The following is a 22,060-nucleotide window of genomic DNA, read 5'->3' on the forward strand; positions in this document are numbered from 1 at the left end:
TGAGCTTTGTATCAATCACGACCTGGCGAATGATAAGCGAAACTGAGAGCCTTCAGCATGTGACAGACCTGATGCAGCTAAAATACTTCCCTGGGCTGTTAGCTTTGGGCGCAAAGCATTCAATGCTCGTGGACGTTGACTTAGACCGTTTCGCCATCGTGACGGTTTATCCAAGCCGCGAGGTGCGCGATGGTGCCATCGCCCATGTCTCAGCCCTTCGCATTGAAGGCGCAGAGGAGTTCGGTGCAGAGATGATGGATGCCTATGGCGGAGAGTTGTTGGCCTCGTCCGAAGCTTAGAATGCTCTATTTACTATGCCCGCCCAGCAGAGCTTGATGCGTAATGCAGCGAACGATCGGCCCCCGCCCTAACGTTGAAAAGTGCTTAATGCAGTTTTTGGCTACAAGGCGTCCAGTTGACAACGACTAACTCTTCAATTTGCTGGCGTGGTATTCAATCGCGCTTGCCAAACCTTTCAGTGATCTCTTTTCTTCGTCAGTCAAATCCCCGAATGCGGTTTCTATTTCCTCAAATAGCACCTCCATTTCCCGCATTTTGTCTTTCAGATTGTGAAGCTTCTCAGTTCTTTCTACAGGGGCCGTCATCTCAATCTCCTATAAAAGTGGCAATGGTCGCTATCTTAGATACGTAACACAGACGCACGGTTGGAAGCAGGTCCAGCTAAAAGAATATTTCCTCAAATATCGGGCTTGATTGTGCAACCGCTTGACCGCCTCACAGAACAAACTTGCAGGTCTCAGGGTGGAACCATTCACGAACATAGTACGCTCAAATCACCGTCCAAAGAACGTAAGCCGCCATGAAAATCACAATTATTGATCCAAACGTATAAAAAGTCGCCCGGACTTCGTGACTCTGTTTTGTCAAGTAGGCACCGGCATGGGCCAGTCGCGCGCCCACGAAGCCATACATCAGAATTTGGGCAAGCCATAAAGCAGGATCGACGACAACAAAGACCAAACCGACCGCCCAAAATGCTGGGATGTTTTCCAGATCATTGCGATGCATGCGACGTGAGCGGTCAACATAGTCATTGAGCTCAAGTTGGTCGGGTCTCGGGTTCTTGTTTATCGGACCTTTCTGTAGGTCCTCAGGGTTTACCAAACCTGAATCGCTTTTTATCATCCGATAAACAGTCATCCAGCCTTGCAGCATTACCTTCAGCACCATCAGTGCCGCAACCAGCGCATAGGTTTCAAAGACTGGGTTATCCAGCGTTAAAGAGTTCATTTCATTTCCCCTGTTGCTATCTGGATATTGCTGGCAAAATCTAGCGGTTTTCCTACAAGCCAGCTTGTACCTTTCTAGCACGTAATCGAACAGAACGTCATTTATTGATGGGCCGCTGAGGGCTAGTAGCTGCCTCGCGTCAGTGCAGAGGAAAGCGCGTTGTGACCGTCGTCTGAATGTCAGCTTCACCTGATCGCGGCATGAGATTTCGCGCTTGCAGCGAATGACCGCAAGAGCTGTTTCATTGATGGATTTCCGAGACACCTTTAGATAGTGTCAGCTTCGAGTAGGAGCGGGAATGGCACGACGGCTGGCAGCAATATTAATAGCAGACGTGGTCGGTTATTCGCGTTTGATGAGCGAGAATGAAGCAGGCACTTTGGCGGCATTGCGGGCACACTGGACTGAAGTGTTTGATCCGGTCGTCGCTGACAAGCGTGGACGGATTGTAAAGATGATGGGTGACGGAGCGCTTGTAGAGTTTTCAAGCGCCGTCGATGCAGTCGACGCGGCATTGTCGATACAGCGACGCAGTATCAAAGCGAACGGCAAAATTCGACTTCGGATCGGTGTTAATCTCGGAGATATTATTGTCGACGGCGATGACATTTTCGGTGATGGTGTGAACGTAGCCGCCCGACTTGAAGCGCTGGCGGAGCCTGACGGAATATGCGTTTCTTCACTTGTGCGTGAGAGTGTCGGAAATCGGGTTGAAGCAGATTTTGTTGACGCAGGTGAGCACGACATCAAGGGGCTAGAGCATCCGCTCAGGTTATTCCGCTGGCCCGCGAAGGGTGCGGTCCAGGTAAAGCAAGAAAAACCGTCTATTGCTGTTCTGCCCTTCCAAAACTTGTCGAGCGACGCGGAGGATGAGTATTTTTCCGAAGGTGTGGCAGACGACATTGCCACTGACTTGTCTAAAATATCAGGACTTGTTGTCATTGCTCGCAATGCGACCCGGGAATACAAAAACAGCTCTTTTTCCGCCAGCCAAGCAGCGCGTGAGCTTGGTGCTCGGTATGTTCTTGAGGGTAGTGTGCGCAGGGGTGGTGGCCGAGTCCGCGTCAACGCCAATCTAATAGATACAGATAATTCCAACCAACTGTGGGCGGATCGGTTCGACGGAGAGTTGGCGGAAGTTTTCGACTTTCAAGACCGTATCACTGAAAGCATTGTTGCCAAATTGGCAGTCACTCTCACCCAAGCGGAACAAGAGCGTGCATTCCGAAAGGAAGTCAAAAGTTTGAAGGCGTATGACTATGTCTTGCAAGGAAATGCTTTTCACGCTCGCAGCACCCAACTCGACAATGCTAAAGCGCTCGAGCTCTATTCTTGCGCAATCGAATTGGATCCAGAATACGCTCCAGCACATGCGGGGCTTGCGTGGGCTTGCGTGCATGACGCCAATCAGCGGTGGAGTTCCGATCCTAAGGCGTCGCTTGAGTTGGCTTCACAGCACGCCAAGCAAGCCGTCCAGTTAGATTCTGGATTAGGGAAGGCTCATATGGTTCTTGGCGACGTTTACTGCTGGACGAGACGACACTCACTGGCAGTCGCCGAAGGACGAAAAGCGGTAGAGTTAGATCCAAGCAACGCCGACGCGCATTTCGCGTTGGGTTACTATCTCATTACGTCCGGAGCCTCCGAAGACGCGGTTAAAGAAGCGCAGCTTGCCTTGCGGTATAACCCCGTGTTTGCCATCTCCTTTTACTATGAGGTGTTGGGAACTGCACTCTATCTCACAAAACGTTACGATGCCTCTGTCGCTGCTTTGGAAGAGGGTCTAGGACGCTATCCGAATGCTGACGGTCTGCACCAGTGGTTGGCGGCAGCTTATGCAAAGCTGGGTGATCTGGACGCTGCTCGTATTCATTCAGACGAGTATTTGACACTACGACCAGATGAGACACTGACGAAGATTTCTGAAAGGCTGCCCTACAAAAACAAAGGTGATCTAGGGCATCTGATTGATGGATTGCGACTAGCCGACGTGCCCGAATAAACCCGGGTTTCATTCAGTTTGCTCTATGACCGCTACGTCCGCTGACCGACGTTTGAGCCAACAAATTGCTGCACGATGCACGAACGGCTGCAATGACGGGCCGCATCGCAGCATTTGAACCCAGTCGTGAAGGGCCGGTATGGGCCGAAAGCGCGGGTTCGCCAAACGCTTAGGAAGTAAGCTCTATTCGCAAATGTTCTCTTTGATATAACAATTTGAACCGATGCAACCCTCCCAGCCTTCAGCTTTGATGGAGTGAGATTTCTCGTTGAAGACACCCTCAATCACCTTAGCTGACCTTATCTTATCGAATCTGAAAACCCGTTCGGACGCATAATCTTGCCCCTTGGTGCACCCACGGGTCTGCCAGCCATGCATATATAGTTTGCCGTTATTTCCAATTGCGACTTGATGCACATCGACTAGACGCGGAAGGCAACCTTTGCTGGCGTCTTTGTCGTAGACGATCTCGACAACGCGGTTTGTTTTAGCCGCCTCGCAAAGCGGCGCTTCGTGTACCGATTGGGCTTGGGCAGGTGAGAATATTTTAATGGTAATGACCGATGCCATCGTTACGTGATTTAATCTCATTCCAGTGCTCCTCAATACAAACTGTCCATTTATCTGGTGCTTCGCTCAAAGACCACTTTAACGTTATTGACGATACACTTACTGTCCGACGTTTAGAATTAGTCGGTAAGAGTGTCTGATTTTGGGGCGTTGCAGCCATTCTGCGTACAATGGGCACACCGATTTAGCCAGATGTCCTCTTTCGGGAAGTTGTTATGCTGAACCGGTAGCCTTTCAGATGGCGGCTTTGCCGTAATCGGTAACGTACTTCACTAGCGATCAATCCACAATATCGACCCGATATCCTGCCCGGGGGAAGTGAACGCAAAGGCTTCCGACATCCGCATCAAAACGATGAACCGCAATCCTATCGTGATCGGCGACGACGACCTCTCCCTCTACGGGTTGTTCGCCACCATCAAGATCAGGGGAGACAACAACCCGCATTCCGGGCTTCAGGCCCTGCGGATCCAGGTCATCCGTAAAGGGCGCTGTTGCCGGTTCATGTTCTTTGGCTTTTATGATCGCATCTTCGGGCGACATTTGAACGAAAGTCCCATGGCCTATTTCTCTGACATTTTCCTCCCAGCGGACGAGGTCAGAAAACTCAGACAAAAATGCAGATCCCTTGTCCCAGCGGCCGCGCAGGAACCACACCAAATGATACAGTTGCGCGTCTATTGCAGCCGGATGACCGCCAAGCAGAAAGGCGCGGCCATCAGACATCTGCGCATTCACCCAATGCAAAGGCGCACGCATCTGCGACGCAAGATGGGGCAAGTCGGCATTTGCGGCCTTTAAGCCCGCAGCCCAGTCAGCGCCAAGATACAACCGACCGCGATCTTCTGCGAAGTCCTTCGGCAGTGCTTCTCCGGCCGAACCGAGAACGATCTTCACTGCCAGATCAAACATCGCACCGTCCGTCCATCGACTCAGCGCCCAGATCAGGCCAGCGTCTGTTGTTGGAAAGAATGTTGGCGTCGGATAGCGCCTCTCCAATTCTTGAAGGATACATTGGGTGTCACAATAAATATCAGCACCGATCTGCATCACGGGTGTGCGCCGATACCCCCCAGTTAGTTTTGTCAGCATTGGCTTTGGTGCCAACCTCGGGATTTCGACATTGCGCCAAGACAGCCCCTTCATTCCCAAGGCAACCCGCGCCTTTTCTGCGACAGGTGATTGGGGATAATTGTGCAGAATGATTTCGGAAGCGTTGTCAGTCATACAGCGAACTTTCTTTTAACGTCGTCGAGGTGTCCTGAGAGGGGTCTTGATGCCTGCATAACGTCGATCAGTCAAACGACGGTATCGCATTGCATCCATTTCGCCTTATCGACCATGTCTGCACGATCGAAGGAATCGCCGCAAGATGCTGCCGATTGTACGAAGGTTCTCTATCTGCGGCTGTTAATTCAAGAGCGTATTTCGGTCTCATCGGGCTCATGGTTCTCTCCGAGGTCGGCGATGCCGCCTCATAATGGCGTCGGGGACTGGTGCCTCAAAAAGGTCCGCTGCGAGGTCGCTTGAGTTTAAGCGCATCGACATTCGACGGCGAGGTCATCCGGCCACCGTCCCGATGGGACGTCTTTACACCCGGACGGGCGTATTCGGTTTTAAGTTAACTCATGCTGGTAATCCCTCTTTGGTCCAGGCGAAGGTTGTGCCGTCGCGCCAGATGCGGGTCATGATGACGGCCAGTTTTCGGGCTGTGGCAACAATGGCCTTCTTCATACCTCTTCGCCCCACAAGCCGCATGGCCCATGCTTTGAGTGGTGAGAAGCGGGACACACGTTGGATCAGAATGTTGGCGGCTTCATAAAGCAGTTTGCGCATGGACCCGTCACCGCGTTTCGAGATGCGTCCTGACCAATCCGTTTCACCAGATTGATATGGATGACTGCAACGCGGACAAAGCTGCCGCTCGCTATGGTTGCGTCAATGGCCGCTTTGCAGATCTTAGCGCCGCTTGGGCCACGACCCATAAGATGTAAGAGACGTGGTCCGGCATAATGAGCAAAAGCGGGGCGGAGCAAACCGACACGCCAGCGCAAGCTAATTTTTCACCTATGTCATAGATTAAAACCACACTGGACCTCTAACAATCGCGAGGTTAATCCAGTCTGTTCGCTGTTTTTTGTCCAGTTTCCAACGCATTCAGTTCGGCGAATGGCGCGTGCGGCTGGCGGCATGTGGCACATTTGTTTGCCGACGTAGGGTTTAATCGAATGCGAATCTTGCCAGTTTGATTTGTTTGAAATTTGGTGCCATCAAACAGGATGGAGTTTTTAGACGTTAGTCACAACGCCGCGCTTGTTATCGCTTCGATCGTGATTGCCCTTGTCGCGGGCTTCACGGGTCTGACCTTGTCCAAGGACCTTTCAAAGCAAAGTGTCTTGCGTCGCAAGGGGTCGATTGCGATGTCGGCCATAGCCTTAGGTGGCGGCATTTGGTCGATGCATTTTGTGGCGATGCTTGGCATTCAGATGCCTATCCTTTTTTATTATGATGCGGCGATTACCCTCGCGTCCGCTTTGCTGGCAATCCTTATTGTGGGCACGGCGTTGCTGTTACTGCACTTTCACGAACGGACGCCTGTCACCTTGTCCGCCGCAGGTGCCATTGTTGGATGCGGCATTCTGGCGATGCACTATGTCGGAATGGCCGGCCTCCAATTGTGCCGCGCGGTCTATACACCTTTCGGAATCCTTCTGGCCGTCGTGTCTGCGGTTGGGCTTTGTATTGCTGCGTTCTGGATTGCCTATGGCCAACGGTCCAATCGCACTATCTTGTTGGGGACGTTGTGCTTTGGGGCAGCCGTCAGTGCTGTTCATTTTGCCGCCATGGCTGGGACTAATTTTGTCGCTGTTCCCACGCTGCATGAATTCGGCCCGGTGATGAGTAACGAAACGCTGGCGATGGGCGTTATCTTATCAAGCTTTGTCATCTTTGGCGCTTTTCTTTGGATGGGCGTGACGTTCCTTAACCCGACCACATCCTCGGTTAAGGAACCTTCAGTTGTGTCTGCGACTCCCGCCACGATGCCCACTGTGTCAGTGCCTGTTCCAATCGCTGTCCGCATTCCATGCGAACGCAATGGCGTTACGCAATTGATTGACCCCGCTCAGGTGGCATTTGTGCGCGCCGAGGGCCATTATACCTACATCTACACCAAGGATGAAAAGCACTTCTGCGCCTGGCCGATCACCGAGGCCCTTAAGCGGTTGGATGGGGCGGGATTTATTAAGACCCACCGCAGCTATTTAGTGAACCCAAAGCTAGTCGAGCACTTCGAGCGGCTGAAAGACAATGGTGTGTGTCGCTTTGGCGACACCAAACTCCCCTCTGTCCCGGTCAGCCGGTCGAATTTAAAGCTCGTCCAAGACGCACTGGGCCTATAGCGCCGCAGTTCGTGCGGCCTAAGATGCATTTCGTGCAAAAATCAGATCATTTCGTTGAATAATGCAAGCGTCGGCATACCGCTGCGTACAATCTGTTCTTCTGAAAAATAATTGCGGAAACGGGAGGCGAAGCAATGATACCAGCGGCGTTTGAATACTACAGGCCGACAGACATGGCAGGGGTGATTGCTCTGCTTCAAGAACATGGGGACGATGCGCGGGTGATCGCGGGAGGGCACAGCCTGATCCCAATGATGAAGCTGCGGATGGCCGAGGTGCCGCATCTGATCGATTTGCAAGCCATTGAAGGTCTAAACGGGATTACCATCAAGGATGGCACCATCAAGATCGGTGCAATGGTCACGCAGCACGAGATCATCAACTCTGCCGAGTTGGAACAGGCTGCCCCCATTATGAAAGAGGCAGCTCTGCAAATTGCCGACCCGCAGGTCCGCTACATGGGCACTGTTGGTGGGAATGTCGCGAACGGCGACCCCGGCAACGATATGCCCGGTCTTATGCAATGCCTGAACGCGCAGTTTCATCTGGTCGGACCGGATGGGGACCGCGCCGTTGATGCGCGCGCTTTTTACGAAGCCGCCTATATGACGGAACGCGATGACGAAGAGGTTCTGACCGCCGTGACATTCGCGGTTCCCGTTGGTGGCTTCGCCTACGAGAAACAAAAGCGCAAGATCGGCGATTACGCGACCGCTGCTGCAGCCGTGCAAATTTCTAATGAAAACGGCAAGGTAGCGACAGCTTCGATCGCGATGACCAACCTCAGCGATACGCCGGTCTGGTCAGAGGCCGCTGGAGAGGCACTCACCGGCACGGGCTGTGATGAGGCATCGATAAAAGCTGCCGTCACGGCCATGCTAAGCGATATTGATCCAACAGAAGACAACCGAGGCCCGGTCGCATTCAAACGCCACGCCGCTGGTATCGTCCTTGGCCGCGCCATCGCGCGCGCTTGGTCACGGGCGTAAGGGAGAACACACATGTCAAACAAGATGCACGTCAAACTGAACGTCAACGGCGAGGATCACGAATTCTTAGCCGAACCCCGCGAGCTGCTAATCTACGCGCTGCGCGAAAAACTCAACATCACCGGTCCGCACGTCGGTTGTGAAACGTCCCATTGTGGCGCTTGCACAGTGACGATGAACGGCAAGTCTGTGAAATCCTGTACTGTCTTTGTGGCCCAAGCCAATGGCGCAGAGGTCACCACCATCGAAGGCCTCGGCAACCCAGACGCGCTGCACGTCCTGCAAGAGAACTTCAAAGAGTACCACGGTCTTCAGTGCGGTTTCTGCACGCCGGGCATGATCACCCGCGCAGCGAAGCTACTCGAGGAAAACCCCAACCCGACCGAGGAAGATGTGCGCTTTGGCATCGCCGGCAACATCTGCCGCTGCACGGGCTACCAGAATATCGTGAAATCAATTCTTTCAGCAGCGTCTGAGATGAATGCAGCCAAGGAGGCGGCACAATGAAGGACGAAATCACACGCGAAGAACGGGTCGCGGGCCTCTCAGGCATGGGCTGCTCGCGCAAGCGGGTCGAAGACGCGCGCTTCACCCAAGGCAAGGGCAACTACGTCGACGACATCAAACTGCCAGGCATGTTGCACGGCGATTTTGTGCGCTCGCCCTATGCCCACGCGCGGGTCAAATCGATCAACACCGACGCCGCAATGGCGCTGCCCGGCGTTGTAGCGGTGCTCACCGCCAAAGACCTTGAACCGCTGAACCTGCACTGGATGCCCACGCTCGCGGGTGACAAGCAAATGGTGCTGGCAGATGGCAAGGTCTTGTTCCAAGGTCAAGAAGTTGCATTTGTTGTGGCCTCGGATCGCTATGTCGCAGCTGATGCAGTTGAGTTGGTCGAGGTCGATTACGAAGAGCTTGAGGTGATCGTCGATCCATTCAAATCGCTGCAATCTGATGTGGTGCTGCGCGAAGATCTGGTGGCCGAAGACGGCTCGATCCCCAACGGTGCGCACGGTCCGCGCAAGCACCCCAATCACATCTTCACTTGGGAAGCCGGCGAGGAAGAAGCCACCAATCAAGTGATCGACAATGCCGAAGTCGTGGCCACCGAAGAGATGTATTATCACCGCACCCACCCGTGTCCGCTAGAGACCTGCGGCTCCGTCGCGTCCATGGATAAGGTGAACGGCAAACTGACCCTATGGGGAACCTTCCAAGCGCCGCATGTGGTGCGCACAGTAGCATCACTTTTGTCCGGTATTGAAGAGCACAACATTCGCGTCGTCTCGCCCGACATCGGTGGCGGGTTTGGCAACAAGGTTGGGGTCTATCCCGGCTATGTCTGCTCGATCGTCGCCTCCATTGTCACGGGGGTCCCTGTGAAATGGGTCGAGGACCGGATGGAAAACCTGATGTCCACCGCCTTTGCCCGCGACTACTGGATGAAGGGCAAGATCAGTGCCACCAAAGAGGGCAAGATCACCGGCCTACACTGTCATGTGACAGCCGACCACGGTGCGTTTGACGCCTGTGCCGACCCGACCAAGTTTCCAGCAGGTTTCATGAACATCTGTACCGGATCGTATGACATTCCCGTCGCCTACCTTGGTGTCGATGGTGTCTACACCAACAAAGCCCCGGGTGGTGTTTCTTACCGTTGCTCGTTCCGCGTGACCGAGGCTGTGTACTTCATTGAGCGGATGATCGAAGTCCTTGCGATTGAGTTGAACATGGATCCAGCAGAGCTGCGGTCGATCAACTTCATCAAGAAGGAACAGTTCCCATATACGGCTGCTCTTGGCTGGGAATACGACTCCGGCGATTATCAGACCGCTTGGGACAAGGCGCTTTTGGCGGTGGACTATAAAGGTCTTCGGGCTGAGCAAGCCGAACGGGTCGAAGCGTTCAAGCGCGGTGAAACCCGTAAGGTGATGGGCATTGGTCTGTCGTTCTTTACCGAAATTGTCGGTGCTGGCCCCGTAAAGAACTGCGATATCCTTGGGATGGGCATGTTCGATAGCTGCGAGATCCGCATCCACCCAACTGGGTCTGCCGTCGCGCGGCTTGGGACGATCAGCCAAGGTCAAGGCCACGCCACAACCTTCGCGCAAATCCTAGCGACCGAGATTGGCCTGTCCGCCGAAAGCATCACGATTGAGGAAGGCGACACAGACACCGCCCCTTATGGCTTGGGTACTTATGGCTCTCGCTCGACCCCCGTTGCGGGTGCTGCGGCGGCAATGGCAGGGCGCAAGATCCGTGCCAAAGCGCAGATGATCGCGGCCTACCTGCTTGAGGTCCACGACAACGACGTGGAATTCGACGTGGATCGCTTCGTCGTCAAAGGCGCGCCGGAGCGGTTCAAGACGATGAAAGAAATCGCCTATGCCGCCTACAATCAGGCCATCCCGGGGCTAGAACCAGGTCTGGAAGCGGTCAGCTACTACGATCCGCCCAACATGACTTACCCGTTTGGGGCCTATGTCTGTGTCATGGACATTGACGTCGACACCGGTGTCCCAGAAATCCGCCGTTTCTATGCGCTGGATGACTGCGGCACACGGATCAACCCGATGGTCATCGAAGGGCAAATCCATGGTGGCTTGACCGAAGCGCTTGCCGTAGCCCTTGGGCAAGAGATTGCTTATGACGACATGGGCAACGTCAAGACGGCCACGTTAATGGACTTCTTCTTGCCAACGGCGTGGGAGGTCCCGAACTATGAGACGGACTTCACGGTCACCCCAAGCCCGCACCACCCGATTGGGGCCAAGGGCGTTGGCGAAAGCCCGCATGTCGGCGGCGTGCCTTGCTTCTCGAACGCTGTACAGGATGCGTTCCGGCCCTTTGGCAACCGTCACACCAATATGCCCCATGACCATTGGCGCATTTGGCAGACAGCCAATAATCTTGGCATGCACGACTAGGACATAGATGCGGGCTGCAACGCGCTGCCCGCATCATCTGGGAGGACACAGATGACTTGGAAGACGCTACAAACGGCTATGGCCGACCAGGGGTATATCGCTTCTGGTGATCTCGCTATGGCGCTGCATCTGTCTTTGTCGCTTGGGCGGCCTTTGTTGCTGGAGGGGGCCGCAGGCGTCGGCAAGACCGAGGTCGCGCGCGTCTTGGCGGCTGTTCAAGATACCCAGCTGATCCGCTTGCAGTGCTACGAAGGCTTGGATGCTGCGCAAGCGATCTACGAATGGAATTACCAACGTCAGCTCTTGGCGATCCGCGCAGCATCTGAGGATGGCGAGACAGGCAAAACCGTTGAAGCGCGGATATTCTCGGATGAATTTCTGCTTGAACGTCCCCTGTTGAAGGCGATCCGCCAAGACAAGGCACCCGTCCTACTTATCGACGAAATCGACCGTGCGGACGAAGAGTTTGAGGCCTACCTGCTCGAAATCCTGTCGGAGTTTCAGGTGACCATTCCTGAAATGGGTACGATCACTGCAACGACGCGCCCCATGGTCATTCTAACTGCCAACGGCACCCGTGACCTGAGCGATGCGTTGCGGCGACGCTGCCTCTATGCCCACGTGCCTTACCCTGATCTTGAGACCGAATTGTCCATTTTGGTGACGCGCTATCCAGACATTACAGACCGGCTTTGCGCTCAGATCGTTGGGTTTGTGCAGACATTGCGCAAACAAGAGCTAGAGAAAAAGCCCGGCATCGCCGAGATGTTGGATTTCGCCGCCGCATTGATGGGGCTCGGCGTGGCCGATCTGACAGATGACCCTGAAATTTTGCAGGCAACGCTGACGACCTTGCTGAAAACACAAGTGGACCGCGATGCGATCCCCACAGAAATCGCACAACGTCTGGCAGGCAAAGCGGCATGACGCTTGTGACCAAATTCGCTGCCCGCGATCCGGGACCAGCTGAGCGCATGGCTGGATTCGTCGCACATCTGCGCGACAATGGTTTGCGACTTGGCGTGGGTGAAACTGGCATCGCGCTGGACGCCTTAACCCATATCAACGCGACAAACCCGCATGACGCACGCCGCGCGCTTAAATCCGTATTTGCCGGCTGCGTCGAAGAAGCGGCACAATTTGATGGGTTGTTTAACAGCTTTTGGATGAATGGCGGGCGGGTCAAAACCCGCGTAACCGCAACAGCTGTGCCAAGCCAAAGCGAAAATGTGCAGTCCAGTCGCGAGGCAACGGAAGAGGCAAGCGGTGGAACTGGCGACATCAGCGCCCCAGACAGTGGTGATGGGGACGCGGAAAGCGATGGGGAAGGCAAACTCATCGCCACAGATGTAACCAACCTGTTCAAGAAAGACCTGCGCGACCTTGTCCGGCCCGAAGATATTGCCGAGGCTGAAAAAATCGCACTCCGCCTTGGGGCTGCCTTGCGGGATCGGCGATCACGTCGCCGCAAAGCCGCGCGCAAAGGAGATCAAATTCACTTTCGCAAAGTCATGCGGCAAAGTCTTGCCACCGGTGGCGAACCCTTCGCACTCCCCAAACGCCAACGGCCCGACCGCACCCTGCGGATTACCGCGATCTGCGACGTCTCAGGTTCGATGACCGTCTATTCGCGTGTCTTTCTGGCGTTTCTTGCAGGGCTGATGCGGGCAGATGCGCGCGCGGATGCTTATCTTTTCCACACCCGCCTTGTTCGGATCACCGAAGCCTTGCGCGACAAAGACGCGCTCCGCGCCTTGGCACGGTTGTCATTGCTGGCCGAAGGTTTCGCAGGCGGGTCCAAAATTGCGGATAGTCTCGACACCTTTGCAGGCACCTATGCCCGTCGTTTTGTCGATAACCGCACCGTCGTGATGATCCTGTCAGACGGCTATGACACAGCGTCGCCCGATGGGATCTCCGATGCGTTGGTCCGCTTAAAGAAACGTGGCTGTAAAGTCATCTGGCTCAATCCGCTGAAAGGCTGGGACGGCTACGCTCCAACAGCCCAAGCGATGGCTGGGGCCTTGCCGCATCTGGATTTATTCCGTGCAGCCAATACGCTGGGCGACTTAGCGGCGCTTGAAACAGAGCTGGCGCGGCTATGACACCCAAACAGATCACTGATCACGGGCTGCAGATGGGCGAAGACTGCTTCGCAGTTGCCACGATTGTGCGCACCGCGGGCACCACCTCTGCCAAGCCCGGAGCCAAGGCGTTGCTGCGCGAAGATGGAACGATCCTTGAAGGGTGGCTTGGCGGCGGCTGTGTGCGTGGTGCGATCAAGGACGCAACTTTGCGGGCCTACGCGACAGGAAAGCCGCAGTTTATCTCAGTCGCTCCGGAAGAAGATCTGACAGAAAAAGGTGTACGCGCGGGCGATGACGTTGATGGTGTCCGCTTTGCGCGCAACGGATGCCCGTCTAAAGGCACAATCGACATCTTTATCGAGCCCTATATCCCCACGCCTGATTTACTGATTTTTGGACAGTCTCCAGTTGCTGAAAAGCTAATTGAGCTTGCTCCGCAGTTTGGATGGGCTGTGGCCACCGCAAGTGCTGACGCCCCGATGGCCGCACGCACGCAAGGTCGCGGGCGGTATCTTGTGATTGCGACACAAGGCCAAGGTGATCTTGCAGCGCTGAAGACCGGACTAGCCGATGCAGTCGATTACGTTGCATTTGTCGGCAGTACCAAAAAGTTTGCCAACCTGTCCGAAAAGCTGATCGCTGCGGGCACAGATCCCGCACAAATAGCCTCTGTCCGCGCGCCCGCTGGGTTGAACATTGGAGCGGTGACGCCTGCTGAGATCGCGCTTTCGATCCTTGCGGAACTGACACAGGTCAAACGCGATCTTTTGGCGAAGGTCGCGCAAAATGGATAGCTTCGGGGCGATTATATTGGCCGCTGGCTTGTCGCGCCGCATGGAGGCGCGCAACAAGTTGTTGTTGCCGATCAACGGCAAACCGATGATCCGGCACGTCGTTGAAACCTATCTTGCTGTCGTGGACAGACAGGTCTGCTTGGTGACAGGATTTGAAGCCGATAGGATTGAAGCGGCGCTTGCAGGTCTGCCGATCCAGTGTGTTCACAATGCTGATTATCAAGCGGGACAGCCCTTTTCAGTCCGTACAGGGCTTCTTGCTGCACCCGCCGATGCATCAAACTATCTGATCGGGCTTGGCGACCAGCCACAACTTACAGCCGACGAGCTGCGCGCGCTAATCACGGCGCATTTGGCCGCAGATGTTCAGAAAATTTCGATCCCTTACAAAGACTCCGCACGTGGTAATCCGATCATTGTGCCCGCAGCACTGCGCACCCAATTGCTGGCTGATCAGGCCAATCCTGGCTGTGGAAAATTCACACGCGCCAATCCTGAACTGGCCCAAAACGTCCCGATGACCCAACCCGGTTTCTTCAATGATATCGACACGCCCGCCGCGTTTGCGGCTTTCGAACAAATGGCTTCGCAAATGGGTATGACATGAAAAAATACGCAACTATTTTCGGGCCTTCCGTCAGAAATGGGCCCTCACACCTGCGCAAGCCGAAACACTTGCGTCCATCCAATTCCCCTGCTGTTAGGAAAGACAAACCATGGAACTGAAAGATGAAATCACCATCAATGCACCAATGGCCCGCGTTTACGAGGCCTTGAACGATCCTGAAATCCTGCGCCAATGCATTCCGGGTTGTGAAGAGCTGATCCAGCATTCAGACACAGAACTTGAGGCAAAGATCGTGCTGAAAGTCGGGCCAGTGAAGGCGAAATTCAGCGGTGATGTTCAATTGGACAAAAGCGGTGCCCCTGATGCGTTCTCCCTGACGGGGCAAGGCAATGGCGGCGCTGCGGGCCACGCCAAAGGCGGAGCAGATGTGTCATTGGTTGCAGACGGTGACATTACGATCCTAACATATGATGCCAAGGCGCAGATCGGCGGTAAGCTGGCGCAACTTGGTAGCCGTTTGATCCAAAGCACGGCGAAAAAGCTTGCGGCCAAGTTCTTCAAGAACTTTGCAGACGTGTTGGATGCCGAAAAGGTTGGCTAATCCAATCATATACCAAGACCACGCTGTCGATGTTCTGGCGCAGGTTGCGACCTATGTCAGAACAGGGCAGCGTTTTGTCTTGATTACCTCTGTTGATATAAAAGGCGGAAGCGCCCGTGATGTCGGGTCGCTGGCCGTTGTCTCGGATAAGGGAGAGATGACGGGCTATATGTCCAACGGCTGCATTGATCAGGATATCTTGTTTCAGGCACTGGATTGCTTGCGATCTGGAACGGCACGATTGTTGCGTTACGGAGATGGTTCGCCATTCCACGATTTGACCTTGCCTTGTGGCGGGGCCCTGTCAGTGTGGATCGACCCTACGCCCGACAAAACAGCGCTCGTCGCAGCCTATGACGCCTTGTTGGGACGCAAGCCCGCACATCTGACGTTTCATCCCAAATCCGAAACTGTTCAGGCTTTTCCTGCTGCGATTAAGATGGCTTACCAACCCAAAGTGGCCCTGACCCTTGCCGGGCGCGGTGCCGTTTTTCGCGCTACAGCCAAGGTTGCACATGCCATCGGATTTGATGTGACTTGCTTTTCGCCCGACACGCATGATCTAGTTGCGGTCACGGCTTACTGCAAAGACGCCCCAACGCATGTGACGTCTCAGCAAAGTATCATCAAACTAGATTTAGATGAGACCAGTGGTTTCTTAACTCTGTTCCACGATCACGACTGGGAACCCGCGTTCCTTGTTGCAGCACTGGCGACCCCGGCTGGGTTTATCGGTGCTTTGGGAAGCCAGAAAACCCAGGCTGCTCGACTTGCCCATTTGGCAGACCTTGGCATCTCGGACCGAGATCAACAGCGGATCAGGGGCCCAATCGGCCTTGTACCATCACTGCGCAATGCCAACCTTATCGCAGTCTCGGCATTGGCCGAAATCGCGCAGGCCTTTGCATATAACCAACAAGTAGTCGTCGACTAAATCAGTCAGACGAATTTTGCCAATTGAAGTTCCAGATTTTGGCTCTGCGGAAAAAGCCGCAACATGCAATCGATGTATCAAAGTCTGCTTTCGTGGAAATTGTAAGTACGACTTCAGATTTGATTTAACCAATCGGCTGTTGCGATGGACCAAATTTAGTGACGATAAGTGCGATGTCGTCCACATTCAGTGAAAAAGCATTCAAAACTGTAACCACGACCTCATTATCCATCAAAATATCTGCTCCGATTGCAGTTGCACTTACTTCAATCTAGGGGATCTTGGGTCTCATCATACCTTAGAACGCTCCGGTCGTCGTTATCGTTGAAGTCTTCAATAATGGCACCAGACCCGCCGCCCATCCAAGTCTCCAGAACGAAACTGTCCATACTGCAGTTGTCGTTAACTGCTTATGAGAGGAGCCACCCAATGCATGTTACAACAGTCGGTCTAGATTTAGCCAAGAACATTTTTCAAGTACACGGAATTACTGAAGACGGAACCATTGCGTTTAATAGGTCTTTGCGCCGAGCTCAGTTGTTGGCATTCTTCGAACGCTTGGAGCCGTGTTTAGTTGGCATGGAAGCTTGCGGATCAAGCCATTACTGGGCGCGCGAACTTTGCAAGCTTGGCCACGAGGTGAAGCTGATTGCGCCTATTTACGTGAAGCCATATGTGAAGCGGGGGAAATCCGATGCAGCTGATGCAGAAGCAATTTGCGAAGCTGTCATGCGCCCAACAATGCGGTTTGTCGCAGTCAAATCTCCTGAGCAGCAAGCCATTCTTTCGCTGCATCGGGCCAGAGACCTGATTGTTCGGCAAAGAACCCAGACGATCAACATGCTTCGCGGTTTGCTGGCAGAGTTCGGCGTTATTTTTGCTCAGGGTGTCGGGCACGTCGTCAAATTTGCAAAGAATGCGACCGAAGGGCTTTTACCTGATCTACCGCCAGCTGCCTGCGAAGTGATTTTAGATCTCAGCGAGCAACTTCTAGCTCTGCATCTGCGGGTGAATTGGTACGGCCGCCGCATGACTGCGGCGGCAAAATCAGAACCGCGAATAGCGTTGCTTCAAACGATCCCAGGCATCGGCCCCATCACCGCTTCTGCGATCGTGGCGACCGTGGGGAGTGGCGAACAGTTCCAAAGCGGTAGAGATTTGTCGGCTTGGCTGGGCCTGACGCCAATTAACAAATCAACCGGTGGCAAGGAGCGCCTGGGACGCATATCAAAAATGGGCGACCGCTACATTCGACGGCTTATGGTCGTTGGTATGACCTCCCGCATCAAACAGATCAAAAGCGCACCAGAGCGATTTGATCCTTGGTTCGCCGACATTTTACATCGAAAGCCAGCCAAGTTGGCGGCGATTGCCATGGCAAATAGAACTGCACGGATTATCTGGGCGGTGCTATCGCGCAATCAGCCCTACGAAGTACGAGCAGTCTGAACCCAGAAGGAACGAACAACGAGATAGCAAGACCAATGAAGTGATGGCGGACAAGTCAGCCGCAACATCGAGACACCCCGGGGTTTGTCCAGGACGACAACTGTCCGTCTGCGAGAATGGGGACTTGATCAGCGGAAACCATCAAGGCCAGCGGACCTAAGCTCCGCGCGAACAGGCCGAACACAAGACCGTATCTGACAAATTGCCGATTACTTCGAAAAAAGTCTTGCTTTGCAGGTGCCATCCACACAGGACAAACCCGCCGTTCGCTGCAGGTCCGCATGAACAGACCGATTGAACGTTTGCTCAGCGAACTTTCTTGTCCTTCGCCAAGTTAGCCTGATCCGTCGCGAACGGCCGTAACTTACCAAATACCGGATTTGACGTCGCCATATTTCAGCTGTCAAAGTGCAAATGTCAGTTCTGCTTTGGGCATCCAACAAACCAGAAATAAAGGCACTTCGAACAAAAGGGCTGCGCTCTGCCGAAACAGGTTTCCCAAGCCTACTGAAGAGACCCGCTCCGATTTCTCCGCAGAATTTGTCAAAATATGGTACTGTTTAAAAATGCGTACTTTTTCTAAGGGGAGGAAGATTAGACGTGGCACACGAAAAACAGTTAGAAGATCTCAAGGCAGGATGGGCAGCACTTGCGGCAGGGGAAATGGACAAGCTCGCCAGTTTCTATTCGGAGGATATGATTTTCGTTTTGCCCGGGCAGGACGATGTATTGAAGGGTCGGACTGCTTTTAGGGCAGCTCTTGACAGCATAGGCCAAGCGCTGCCTCCGGGCTTTGACATCACTGATCTACGCTATTGCCCTGGTGACAACGAAATCATGAATGTGATCGAATTTACATCCGAAAAACTGCCGAATGGGTCGCAATGTGCAGTCTTGTTCAAGTTCAACTCCGACGACAAGATCATCGAAGAGCGCTGGTTTGTTGATACTGAACAGTGGAAGGCTGCATTCTGACAGAATGCTCAAACATCGGACGCATTTTTGATCCGCAACGCGGTTTGGTTCAACCTCTGCTCCAGAGCAAGCCAGCCTAGCGGAGTACAAATTTGAATCGCCTGTTCGATAAGCTGATTCGCCGTATCAAGGTTCTTCGCTCGAAACTCCATATCGGCAACGAGTCCTATTGCCTCTGAGCGCAGCCCATCCATTTCCAAATTGATCGCGCTGTCCTGAATCTCCTGAAAGATCCTTCGCGCGTCCAAGAATTTTCTGGACGTAATGTTGTATTTCAGAAGTTCCAGCCTGGAAATACTTGCTGCACGGAAGTTCCCGCGCTCCTCAAAGTAGGTGATGCCCTTCTCAAGCCATTTGGCTCCTTCTTCAGATCGCCCCGTTTGAATCAACGCGGTGCCATACGCGGCGTCCCCGGCATATGCAAAGTAGAACCCGCCAATCTGTTCGCTGCGCCACGGTGCCTTGGAAAGTCGTTCCAGACCTTGCTCTGGCTCACCCAGCGCCACGTGCGTCATTCCCAAAGCAAGTTCGGACATCAGGCGATCAAAGCCGCTGGCGGCGCTTTCCATACCAGCGCGTGCGAAATGTAGCGCTTTATTTGAATTTCTGGCTGCCGCATGGCTGACAGCGAGCAGGCATGCTCCCCAACATTCTGCTGGCGGATAAGTGTCGTAATCGCCAATTTCAAACAGAGATCCCGCCACATTTACGGCGTCACGTATTTTGCCACTCTGCATCGCGTGGCACCATCGTCCATAATAGGCCAGTGTTTTCAGATAGCGATCGCCAAGCTGTTCACCTGTCGCTTGCACAACGTCTGCCTGAGACAACACGTTGGAGTATCGCTCGCCTTCTGCAACGATACTGTCCAACCAGAGTGACAAACCAAGCGCGTAGCCGACGCAACTTTCATCTCCAAGTTGGCGAGCAATGTGAAGGCCAGAGGCCAACGAATTTGCGGCCTCTTTGAAACGTCCAGCATGCAGATAACCTTCGCCGATCCAAGTCAGCGATCGAGAAACCTCTTCAATTTCACCAAGTTCTTGTATGCGCGGCAAGTGGCTTTTTGCCATCTGGGTCATCGCGGTGAAATCCCCGTTCCAGCAAAGAACCTGTGTTTGGTTCACGACGGTACGAGCCAGCAGTAGTGTTGCTTCGTCCCCGGTTTGTTCCATTGCTAGGTCCAGGCATTTTCCAAACCACATTTCGGCGTCGCGCAACGCAAAAAGGTCCAGCGCCTTGCATCCGGCTAAATAGGCAAAACGTGCAGTTTCCTTTTGATCGCCTGCGGCTTCGAAATGATAGGCAAGTATTTCCGCAATTTCGGTGTGATTACCGGCGTATGTTTTTTCTAGCCTCTGCGCTGCCTCACGGTGAAGCATGCATCTGTCATTCGACAGCAAACTTTCATAGATTGCTTGCTGAACCAGCGCGTGATGAAAGTGCACTTTGTTCTCGTTCTGTGGCGAGGGTTCCAGAATGCCAAGCCCGCTAATTTCATCGATTTCGGTTTTTAAGCTGTCTCCAAGCAAACATATCTCTGTTTCACGACCTAGGACCGATGCCATTTCCGCGACGCGGCGCGCACCGGGTGAAAGAGCATCCACCCTTTGCATCAAGAGACCCGCAAGCGTATCGGGAATAGCAGCATGGCTATCAGCTTCCGTACTCTGTTGGGTTTCCAAAACGTGGCGTGCAAGTTCTTCCAAAAACAAAGGATTGCCTCCGGCGCGGTCGATGAGCCTACTGTATCCACGGGCTTCTTCATCTGACACCACGCACTCGCGCAGTAGCATGAACGATTGTTCACGATCCAACGGAACCAAATAGATATTTTCAACCCCTGGGGCGCTGAGCCAGGTCGCATCAAAATCCGGTCTAAAACAAGTGACGACTAGAACGCCGGGCTTATCAACTTCGCGGATCAGATGGTCGACAACACTTGCTGATCTCTCGTCCGCCCAGTGCAGATCATTAAGAAACAGTACCGTAGGATAGGTCCGGCCTTGAGCCACAATCAGTTCGACCAATGCTTCAAGTGTACGGCGCCCGACCAAGTCATGGTCAATTAGCGATTGATCGGCATTGCTGTCTCTTATTAGCAGCATCAGATAGGGCACGTGGCGTTTGCGATCTAGACCAATCGCCGCAAACGCGTCTTCAAGGGATAGACCTTCCCGTTTCCTTTCGGCTGCATATTGGCGGACCATTTCAATAAACGGGTGAAAAGCGGTGGCCCCACCATGCGGGCTGCATTGCCCCTTTAGACTGGTAAAGGTTTCCCCAAAATTATCATAGAACTCACGAACAAGCCTCGACTTTCCTATACCAGCTTCGCCTATCACATTTACCGCCGCAGACGCACCTACACGCATCCGACCCAGCGCAGCAGTCAGAGCTTTCAACTCCTGACTGCGGCCAATAAGCGGGGTCAGGCCGCCCTTTTGTCGATCTAGGCGGTCTCGCGATCTGGCAATGGCGGTCACCATCCAGACAGGAATTGGATCTTGGAACCCCTTCATAATGTGGGGGCCAAGGCTTACGAAATGCGCGGTACCATCCGCGAGACGTCGGCTGGCCGGGCCAACAACCACGACGTTTGGCGGGGCTGCCGACTGCAATCGGGCTGCAAGATTTGGTGTCGAACCTAAAGCGCTGTGTTCTTTGGCCATACCTTCGCCAACGACCTCTCCGACAACCACTGGCCCTGTTTCAATACCGACACGGGCAGCCACAGAAACGTCTTCCGTTGAGCGGGGTAAGTCCGATACCAGCTTGACTAGATCCCAGCCTGCTCGAATTGCCCGATCTGCATCTTCTTCATGGCTTTTGGGGTACCCGAAATACGCCAATACGCCATCGCCATAATACTTTGCGACATATCCTCCGTACTGTTCTACGGTTTTTTTAGCCGCGTCCTGAAACCTGCGGATATGCGCGCGATAATCTTCCAAGGAGATTTGTGTCGACAGTGCTGTTGAGTCGACCAGATCAGCAAACATAAAGGTTAGCAGGCGCTTCCTGACTGATCCTTCGTCTCCCGCGTCAGGTTCGATCTGCGCTGCTGCGACCAGGATGCGTTTGCGGTGGCCAAGCTTATTTACCCCTAGTTCACGCAGATCACCGTCAGTTAAGTTGACGAGTAAATCGTAATCAACACCCTGCTCGTGAAAAGCGTTAGTGTATTCGGCAAGTCCATGCTCGCTGAGAAAGTTTTGCACCCGTTTTGGCATATGAAACCTCGGTGGATGATACCACGATAACACAACGTCAGCTTCTAATGAAACTTGACCAACTCCAATGACCGATTTGAGCTCTTTCTGGTGCAATGCTGGTTGTTCGTGGAATTCTTTCTGAGTGAAAGTCCGGCAAACAGAAGTCGTTCGCGAAGTCTTGCAGCCGCAGAGATTGTCAGCTCTCCGCCCCTTTTGCCTGATCCTGTGCTCAAGACTGATGTCGGCTTCGGGCTCCAACCCGCCATTCGCGGCACAATATACCAAGGTCCGGTG

Annotated in this window: 19 protein-coding genes and 1 pseudogene; 14 read left to right on the forward strand and 6 right to left on the reverse strand. The window is 53.8% G+C overall.

Features of this window, described 5'->3' with window-relative positions; genetic code table 11:
* Positions 1–128 precede the first annotated feature (128 nt).
* The gene (locus C1J02_RS21160; protein ID WP_254693249.1) at positions 129–299 is read left to right on the forward strand and encodes a hypothetical protein; all 171 of its coding nucleotides are present in this window, start codon (positions 129–131) and stop codon (positions 297–299) included.
* 126 nt (positions 300–425) lie between these two features.
* Here C1J02_RS21160 and C1J02_RS09040 read toward each other — a convergent pair whose 3' ends face one another.
* Complete coding sequence (locus C1J02_RS09040) at positions 426–605, reverse strand: hypothetical protein (protein ID WP_114878278.1); 180 nt, start codon at positions 603–605, stop codon at positions 426–428.
* 184 nt (positions 606–789) lie between these two features.
* Positions 790–1,251: an MAPEG family protein gene (locus C1J02_RS09045; protein ID WP_114878279.1), complete on the reverse strand. Its 462-nt coding sequence runs from the start codon at positions 1,249–1,251 to the stop codon at positions 790–792.
* Between the two features lie 298 nt (positions 1,252–1,549).
* Between C1J02_RS09045 and C1J02_RS09050 the strand changes: the two genes are divergently transcribed.
* Positions 1,550–3,253 carry an adenylate/guanylate cyclase domain-containing protein gene (locus tag C1J02_RS09050; RefSeq protein WP_114878280.1) on the forward strand — a complete coding sequence of 568 codons (1,704 nt, stop codon included), beginning with the start codon at positions 1,550–1,552 and terminating at the stop codon, positions 3,251–3,253.
* A gap of 183 nt (positions 3,254–3,436) precedes the next feature.
* Here C1J02_RS09050 and C1J02_RS09055 read toward each other — a convergent pair whose 3' ends face one another.
* The 3 genes and pseudogenes from C1J02_RS09055 to C1J02_RS09065 form a co-directional block, all read right to left on the reverse strand.
* On the reverse strand, positions 3,437–3,844 hold the full coding sequence (locus C1J02_RS09055; RefSeq protein WP_254693250.1) for a WYL domain-containing protein: 408 nt from the start codon (positions 3,842–3,844) through the stop codon (positions 3,437–3,439).
* A gap of 258 nt (positions 3,845–4,102) precedes the next feature.
* Positions 4,103–5,050: a glutathione S-transferase family protein gene (locus C1J02_RS09060; protein WP_114878282.1), complete on the reverse strand. Its 948-nt coding sequence runs from the start codon at positions 5,048–5,050 to the stop codon at positions 4,103–4,105.
* A gap of 399 nt (positions 5,051–5,449) precedes the next feature.
* A pseudogene (locus C1J02_RS09065) lies at positions 5,450–5,710 on the reverse strand (transposase); the annotation flags it as partial.
* Positions 5,711–6,102: 392 nt separating this feature from the next.
* Between C1J02_RS09065 and C1J02_RS09070 the strand changes: the two are divergent.
* From C1J02_RS09070 to C1J02_RS09125, 12 genes are all read left to right on the forward strand, one after another.
* On the forward strand, positions 6,103–7,224 hold the full coding sequence (locus C1J02_RS09070; RefSeq protein WP_114878284.1) for an MHYT domain-containing protein: 1,122 nt from the start codon (positions 6,103–6,105) through the stop codon (positions 7,222–7,224).
* 134 nt (positions 7,225–7,358) lie between these two features.
* Positions 7,359–8,213: a xanthine dehydrogenase family protein subunit M gene (locus C1J02_RS09075; protein WP_114878285.1), complete on the forward strand. Its 855-nt coding sequence runs from the start codon at positions 7,359–7,361 to the stop codon at positions 8,211–8,213.
* Between the two features lie 12 nt (positions 8,214–8,225).
* On the forward strand, positions 8,226–8,720 hold the full coding sequence (locus tag C1J02_RS09080) for a (2Fe-2S)-binding protein (protein WP_114878286.1): 495 nt from the start codon (positions 8,226–8,228) through the stop codon (positions 8,718–8,720).
* Entirely contained in the window at positions 8,717–11,143 is a 2,427-nt protein-coding gene (locus C1J02_RS09085; RefSeq protein WP_114878287.1) for an aerobic carbon-monoxide dehydrogenase large subunit, read from the forward strand. Before C1J02_RS09080 ends, C1J02_RS09085 begins: the two co-directional genes overlap by 4 nt.
* 51 nt (positions 11,144–11,194) lie before the next feature.
* Positions 11,195–12,070: a MoxR family ATPase gene (locus C1J02_RS09090; RefSeq protein ID WP_114878288.1), complete on the forward strand. Its 876-nt coding sequence runs from the start codon at positions 11,195–11,197 to the stop codon at positions 12,068–12,070.
* Positions 12,067–13,248 (forward strand): VWA domain-containing protein, encoded by a 1,182-nt coding sequence (locus C1J02_RS09095; RefSeq protein WP_114878289.1) that lies wholly within the window; start codon positions 12,067–12,069, stop codon positions 13,246–13,248. The genes C1J02_RS09090 and C1J02_RS09095 overlap by 4 nt, the downstream gene beginning before the upstream one ends.
* Positions 13,245–14,024 carry an XdhC family protein gene (locus tag C1J02_RS09100; RefSeq protein WP_114878290.1) on the forward strand — a complete coding sequence of 260 codons (780 nt, stop codon included), beginning with the start codon at positions 13,245–13,247 and terminating at the stop codon, positions 14,022–14,024. Before C1J02_RS09095 ends, C1J02_RS09100 begins: the two co-directional genes overlap by 4 nt.
* Positions 14,017–14,631 (forward strand): NTP transferase domain-containing protein, encoded by a 615-nt coding sequence (locus C1J02_RS09105; protein WP_114878291.1) that lies wholly within the window; start codon positions 14,017–14,019, stop codon positions 14,629–14,631. The genes C1J02_RS09100 and C1J02_RS09105 overlap by 8 nt, the downstream gene beginning before the upstream one ends.
* A gap of 109 nt (positions 14,632–14,740) precedes the next feature.
* Positions 14,741–15,193, forward strand: coding sequence for a CoxG family protein (locus C1J02_RS09110; RefSeq protein ID WP_114878292.1), 453 nt, complete (start codon positions 14,741–14,743; stop codon positions 15,191–15,193).
* Positions 15,186–16,127, forward strand: a complete 942-nt coding sequence (locus C1J02_RS09115; RefSeq protein WP_254693251.1) for an XdhC family protein — start codon at positions 15,186–15,188, stop codon at positions 16,125–16,127. The genes C1J02_RS09110 and C1J02_RS09115 overlap by 8 nt, the downstream gene beginning before the upstream one ends.
* 429 nt (positions 16,128–16,556) lie before the next feature.
* A complete protein-coding gene (locus tag C1J02_RS09120) occupies positions 16,557–17,576 on the forward strand; it encodes an IS110 family transposase (RefSeq protein WP_114878294.1) in 1,020 nt (339 codons plus the stop codon).
* Between the two features lie 600 nt (positions 17,577–18,176).
* Positions 18,177–18,551 carry a nuclear transport factor 2 family protein gene (locus C1J02_RS09125; RefSeq protein WP_205389890.1) on the forward strand — a complete coding sequence of 125 codons (375 nt, stop codon included), beginning with the start codon at positions 18,177–18,179 and terminating at the stop codon, positions 18,549–18,551.
* A gap of 8 nt (positions 18,552–18,559) precedes the next feature.
* On the opposite strand, the gene C1J02_RS09130 is transcribed toward C1J02_RS09125, so the two are convergent.
* Positions 18,560–22,024 carry an AAA family ATPase gene (locus C1J02_RS09130; RefSeq protein WP_162798292.1) on the reverse strand — a complete coding sequence of 1,155 codons (3,465 nt, stop codon included), beginning with the start codon at positions 22,022–22,024 and terminating at the stop codon, positions 18,560–18,562.
* Positions 22,025–22,060 lie beyond the last annotated feature (36 nt).

The sequence above is a fragment of the Sulfitobacter sp. SK011 genome, assembly GCF_003352065.1.
In the GTDB taxonomy this organism is placed as follows: Bacteria; Pseudomonadota; Alphaproteobacteria; order Rhodobacterales; family Rhodobacteraceae; genus Sulfitobacter.

Coding starts and splice junctions, on each gene's coding strand:
- C1J02_RS09040 (WP_114878278.1), bottom strand. CDS start 605: ATGACGGCCCCTGTAGAAAGAACTGAGAAGCTTCACAATCTGAAAGAC.
- C1J02_RS09045 (WP_114878279.1), bottom strand. CDS start 1,251: ATGAACTCTTTAACGCTGGATAACCCAGTCTTTGAAACCTATGCGCTG.
- C1J02_RS09050 (WP_114878280.1), top strand. CDS start 1,550: ATGGCACGACGGCTGGCAGCAATATTAATAGCAGACGTGGTCGGTTAT.
- C1J02_RS09055 (WP_254693250.1), bottom strand. CDS start 3,844: ATGAGATTAAATCACGTAACGATGGCATCGGTCATTACCATTAAAATA.
- C1J02_RS09060 (WP_114878282.1), bottom strand. CDS start 5,050: ATGACTGACAACGCTTCCGAAATCATTCTGCACAATTATCCCCAATCA.
- C1J02_RS09070 (WP_114878284.1), top strand. CDS start 6,103: ATGGAGTTTTTAGACGTTAGTCACAACGCCGCGCTTGTTATCGCTTCG.
- C1J02_RS09075 (WP_114878285.1), top strand. CDS start 7,359: ATGATACCAGCGGCGTTTGAATACTACAGGCCGACAGACATGGCAGGG.
- C1J02_RS09080 (WP_114878286.1), top strand. CDS start 8,226: ATGTCAAACAAGATGCACGTCAAACTGAACGTCAACGGCGAGGATCAC.
- C1J02_RS09085 (WP_114878287.1), top strand. CDS start 8,717: ATGAAGGACGAAATCACACGCGAAGAACGGGTCGCGGGCCTCTCAGGC.
- C1J02_RS09090 (WP_114878288.1), top strand. CDS start 11,195: ATGACTTGGAAGACGCTACAAACGGCTATGGCCGACCAGGGGTATATC.
- C1J02_RS09095 (WP_114878289.1), top strand. CDS start 12,067: ATGACGCTTGTGACCAAATTCGCTGCCCGCGATCCGGGACCAGCTGAG.
- C1J02_RS09100 (WP_114878290.1), top strand. CDS start 13,245: ATGACACCCAAACAGATCACTGATCACGGGCTGCAGATGGGCGAAGAC.
- C1J02_RS09105 (WP_114878291.1), top strand. CDS start 14,017: ATGGATAGCTTCGGGGCGATTATATTGGCCGCTGGCTTGTCGCGCCGC.
- C1J02_RS09110 (WP_114878292.1), top strand. CDS start 14,741: ATGGAACTGAAAGATGAAATCACCATCAATGCACCAATGGCCCGCGTT.
- C1J02_RS09120 (WP_114878294.1), top strand. CDS start 16,557: ATGCATGTTACAACAGTCGGTCTAGATTTAGCCAAGAACATTTTTCAA.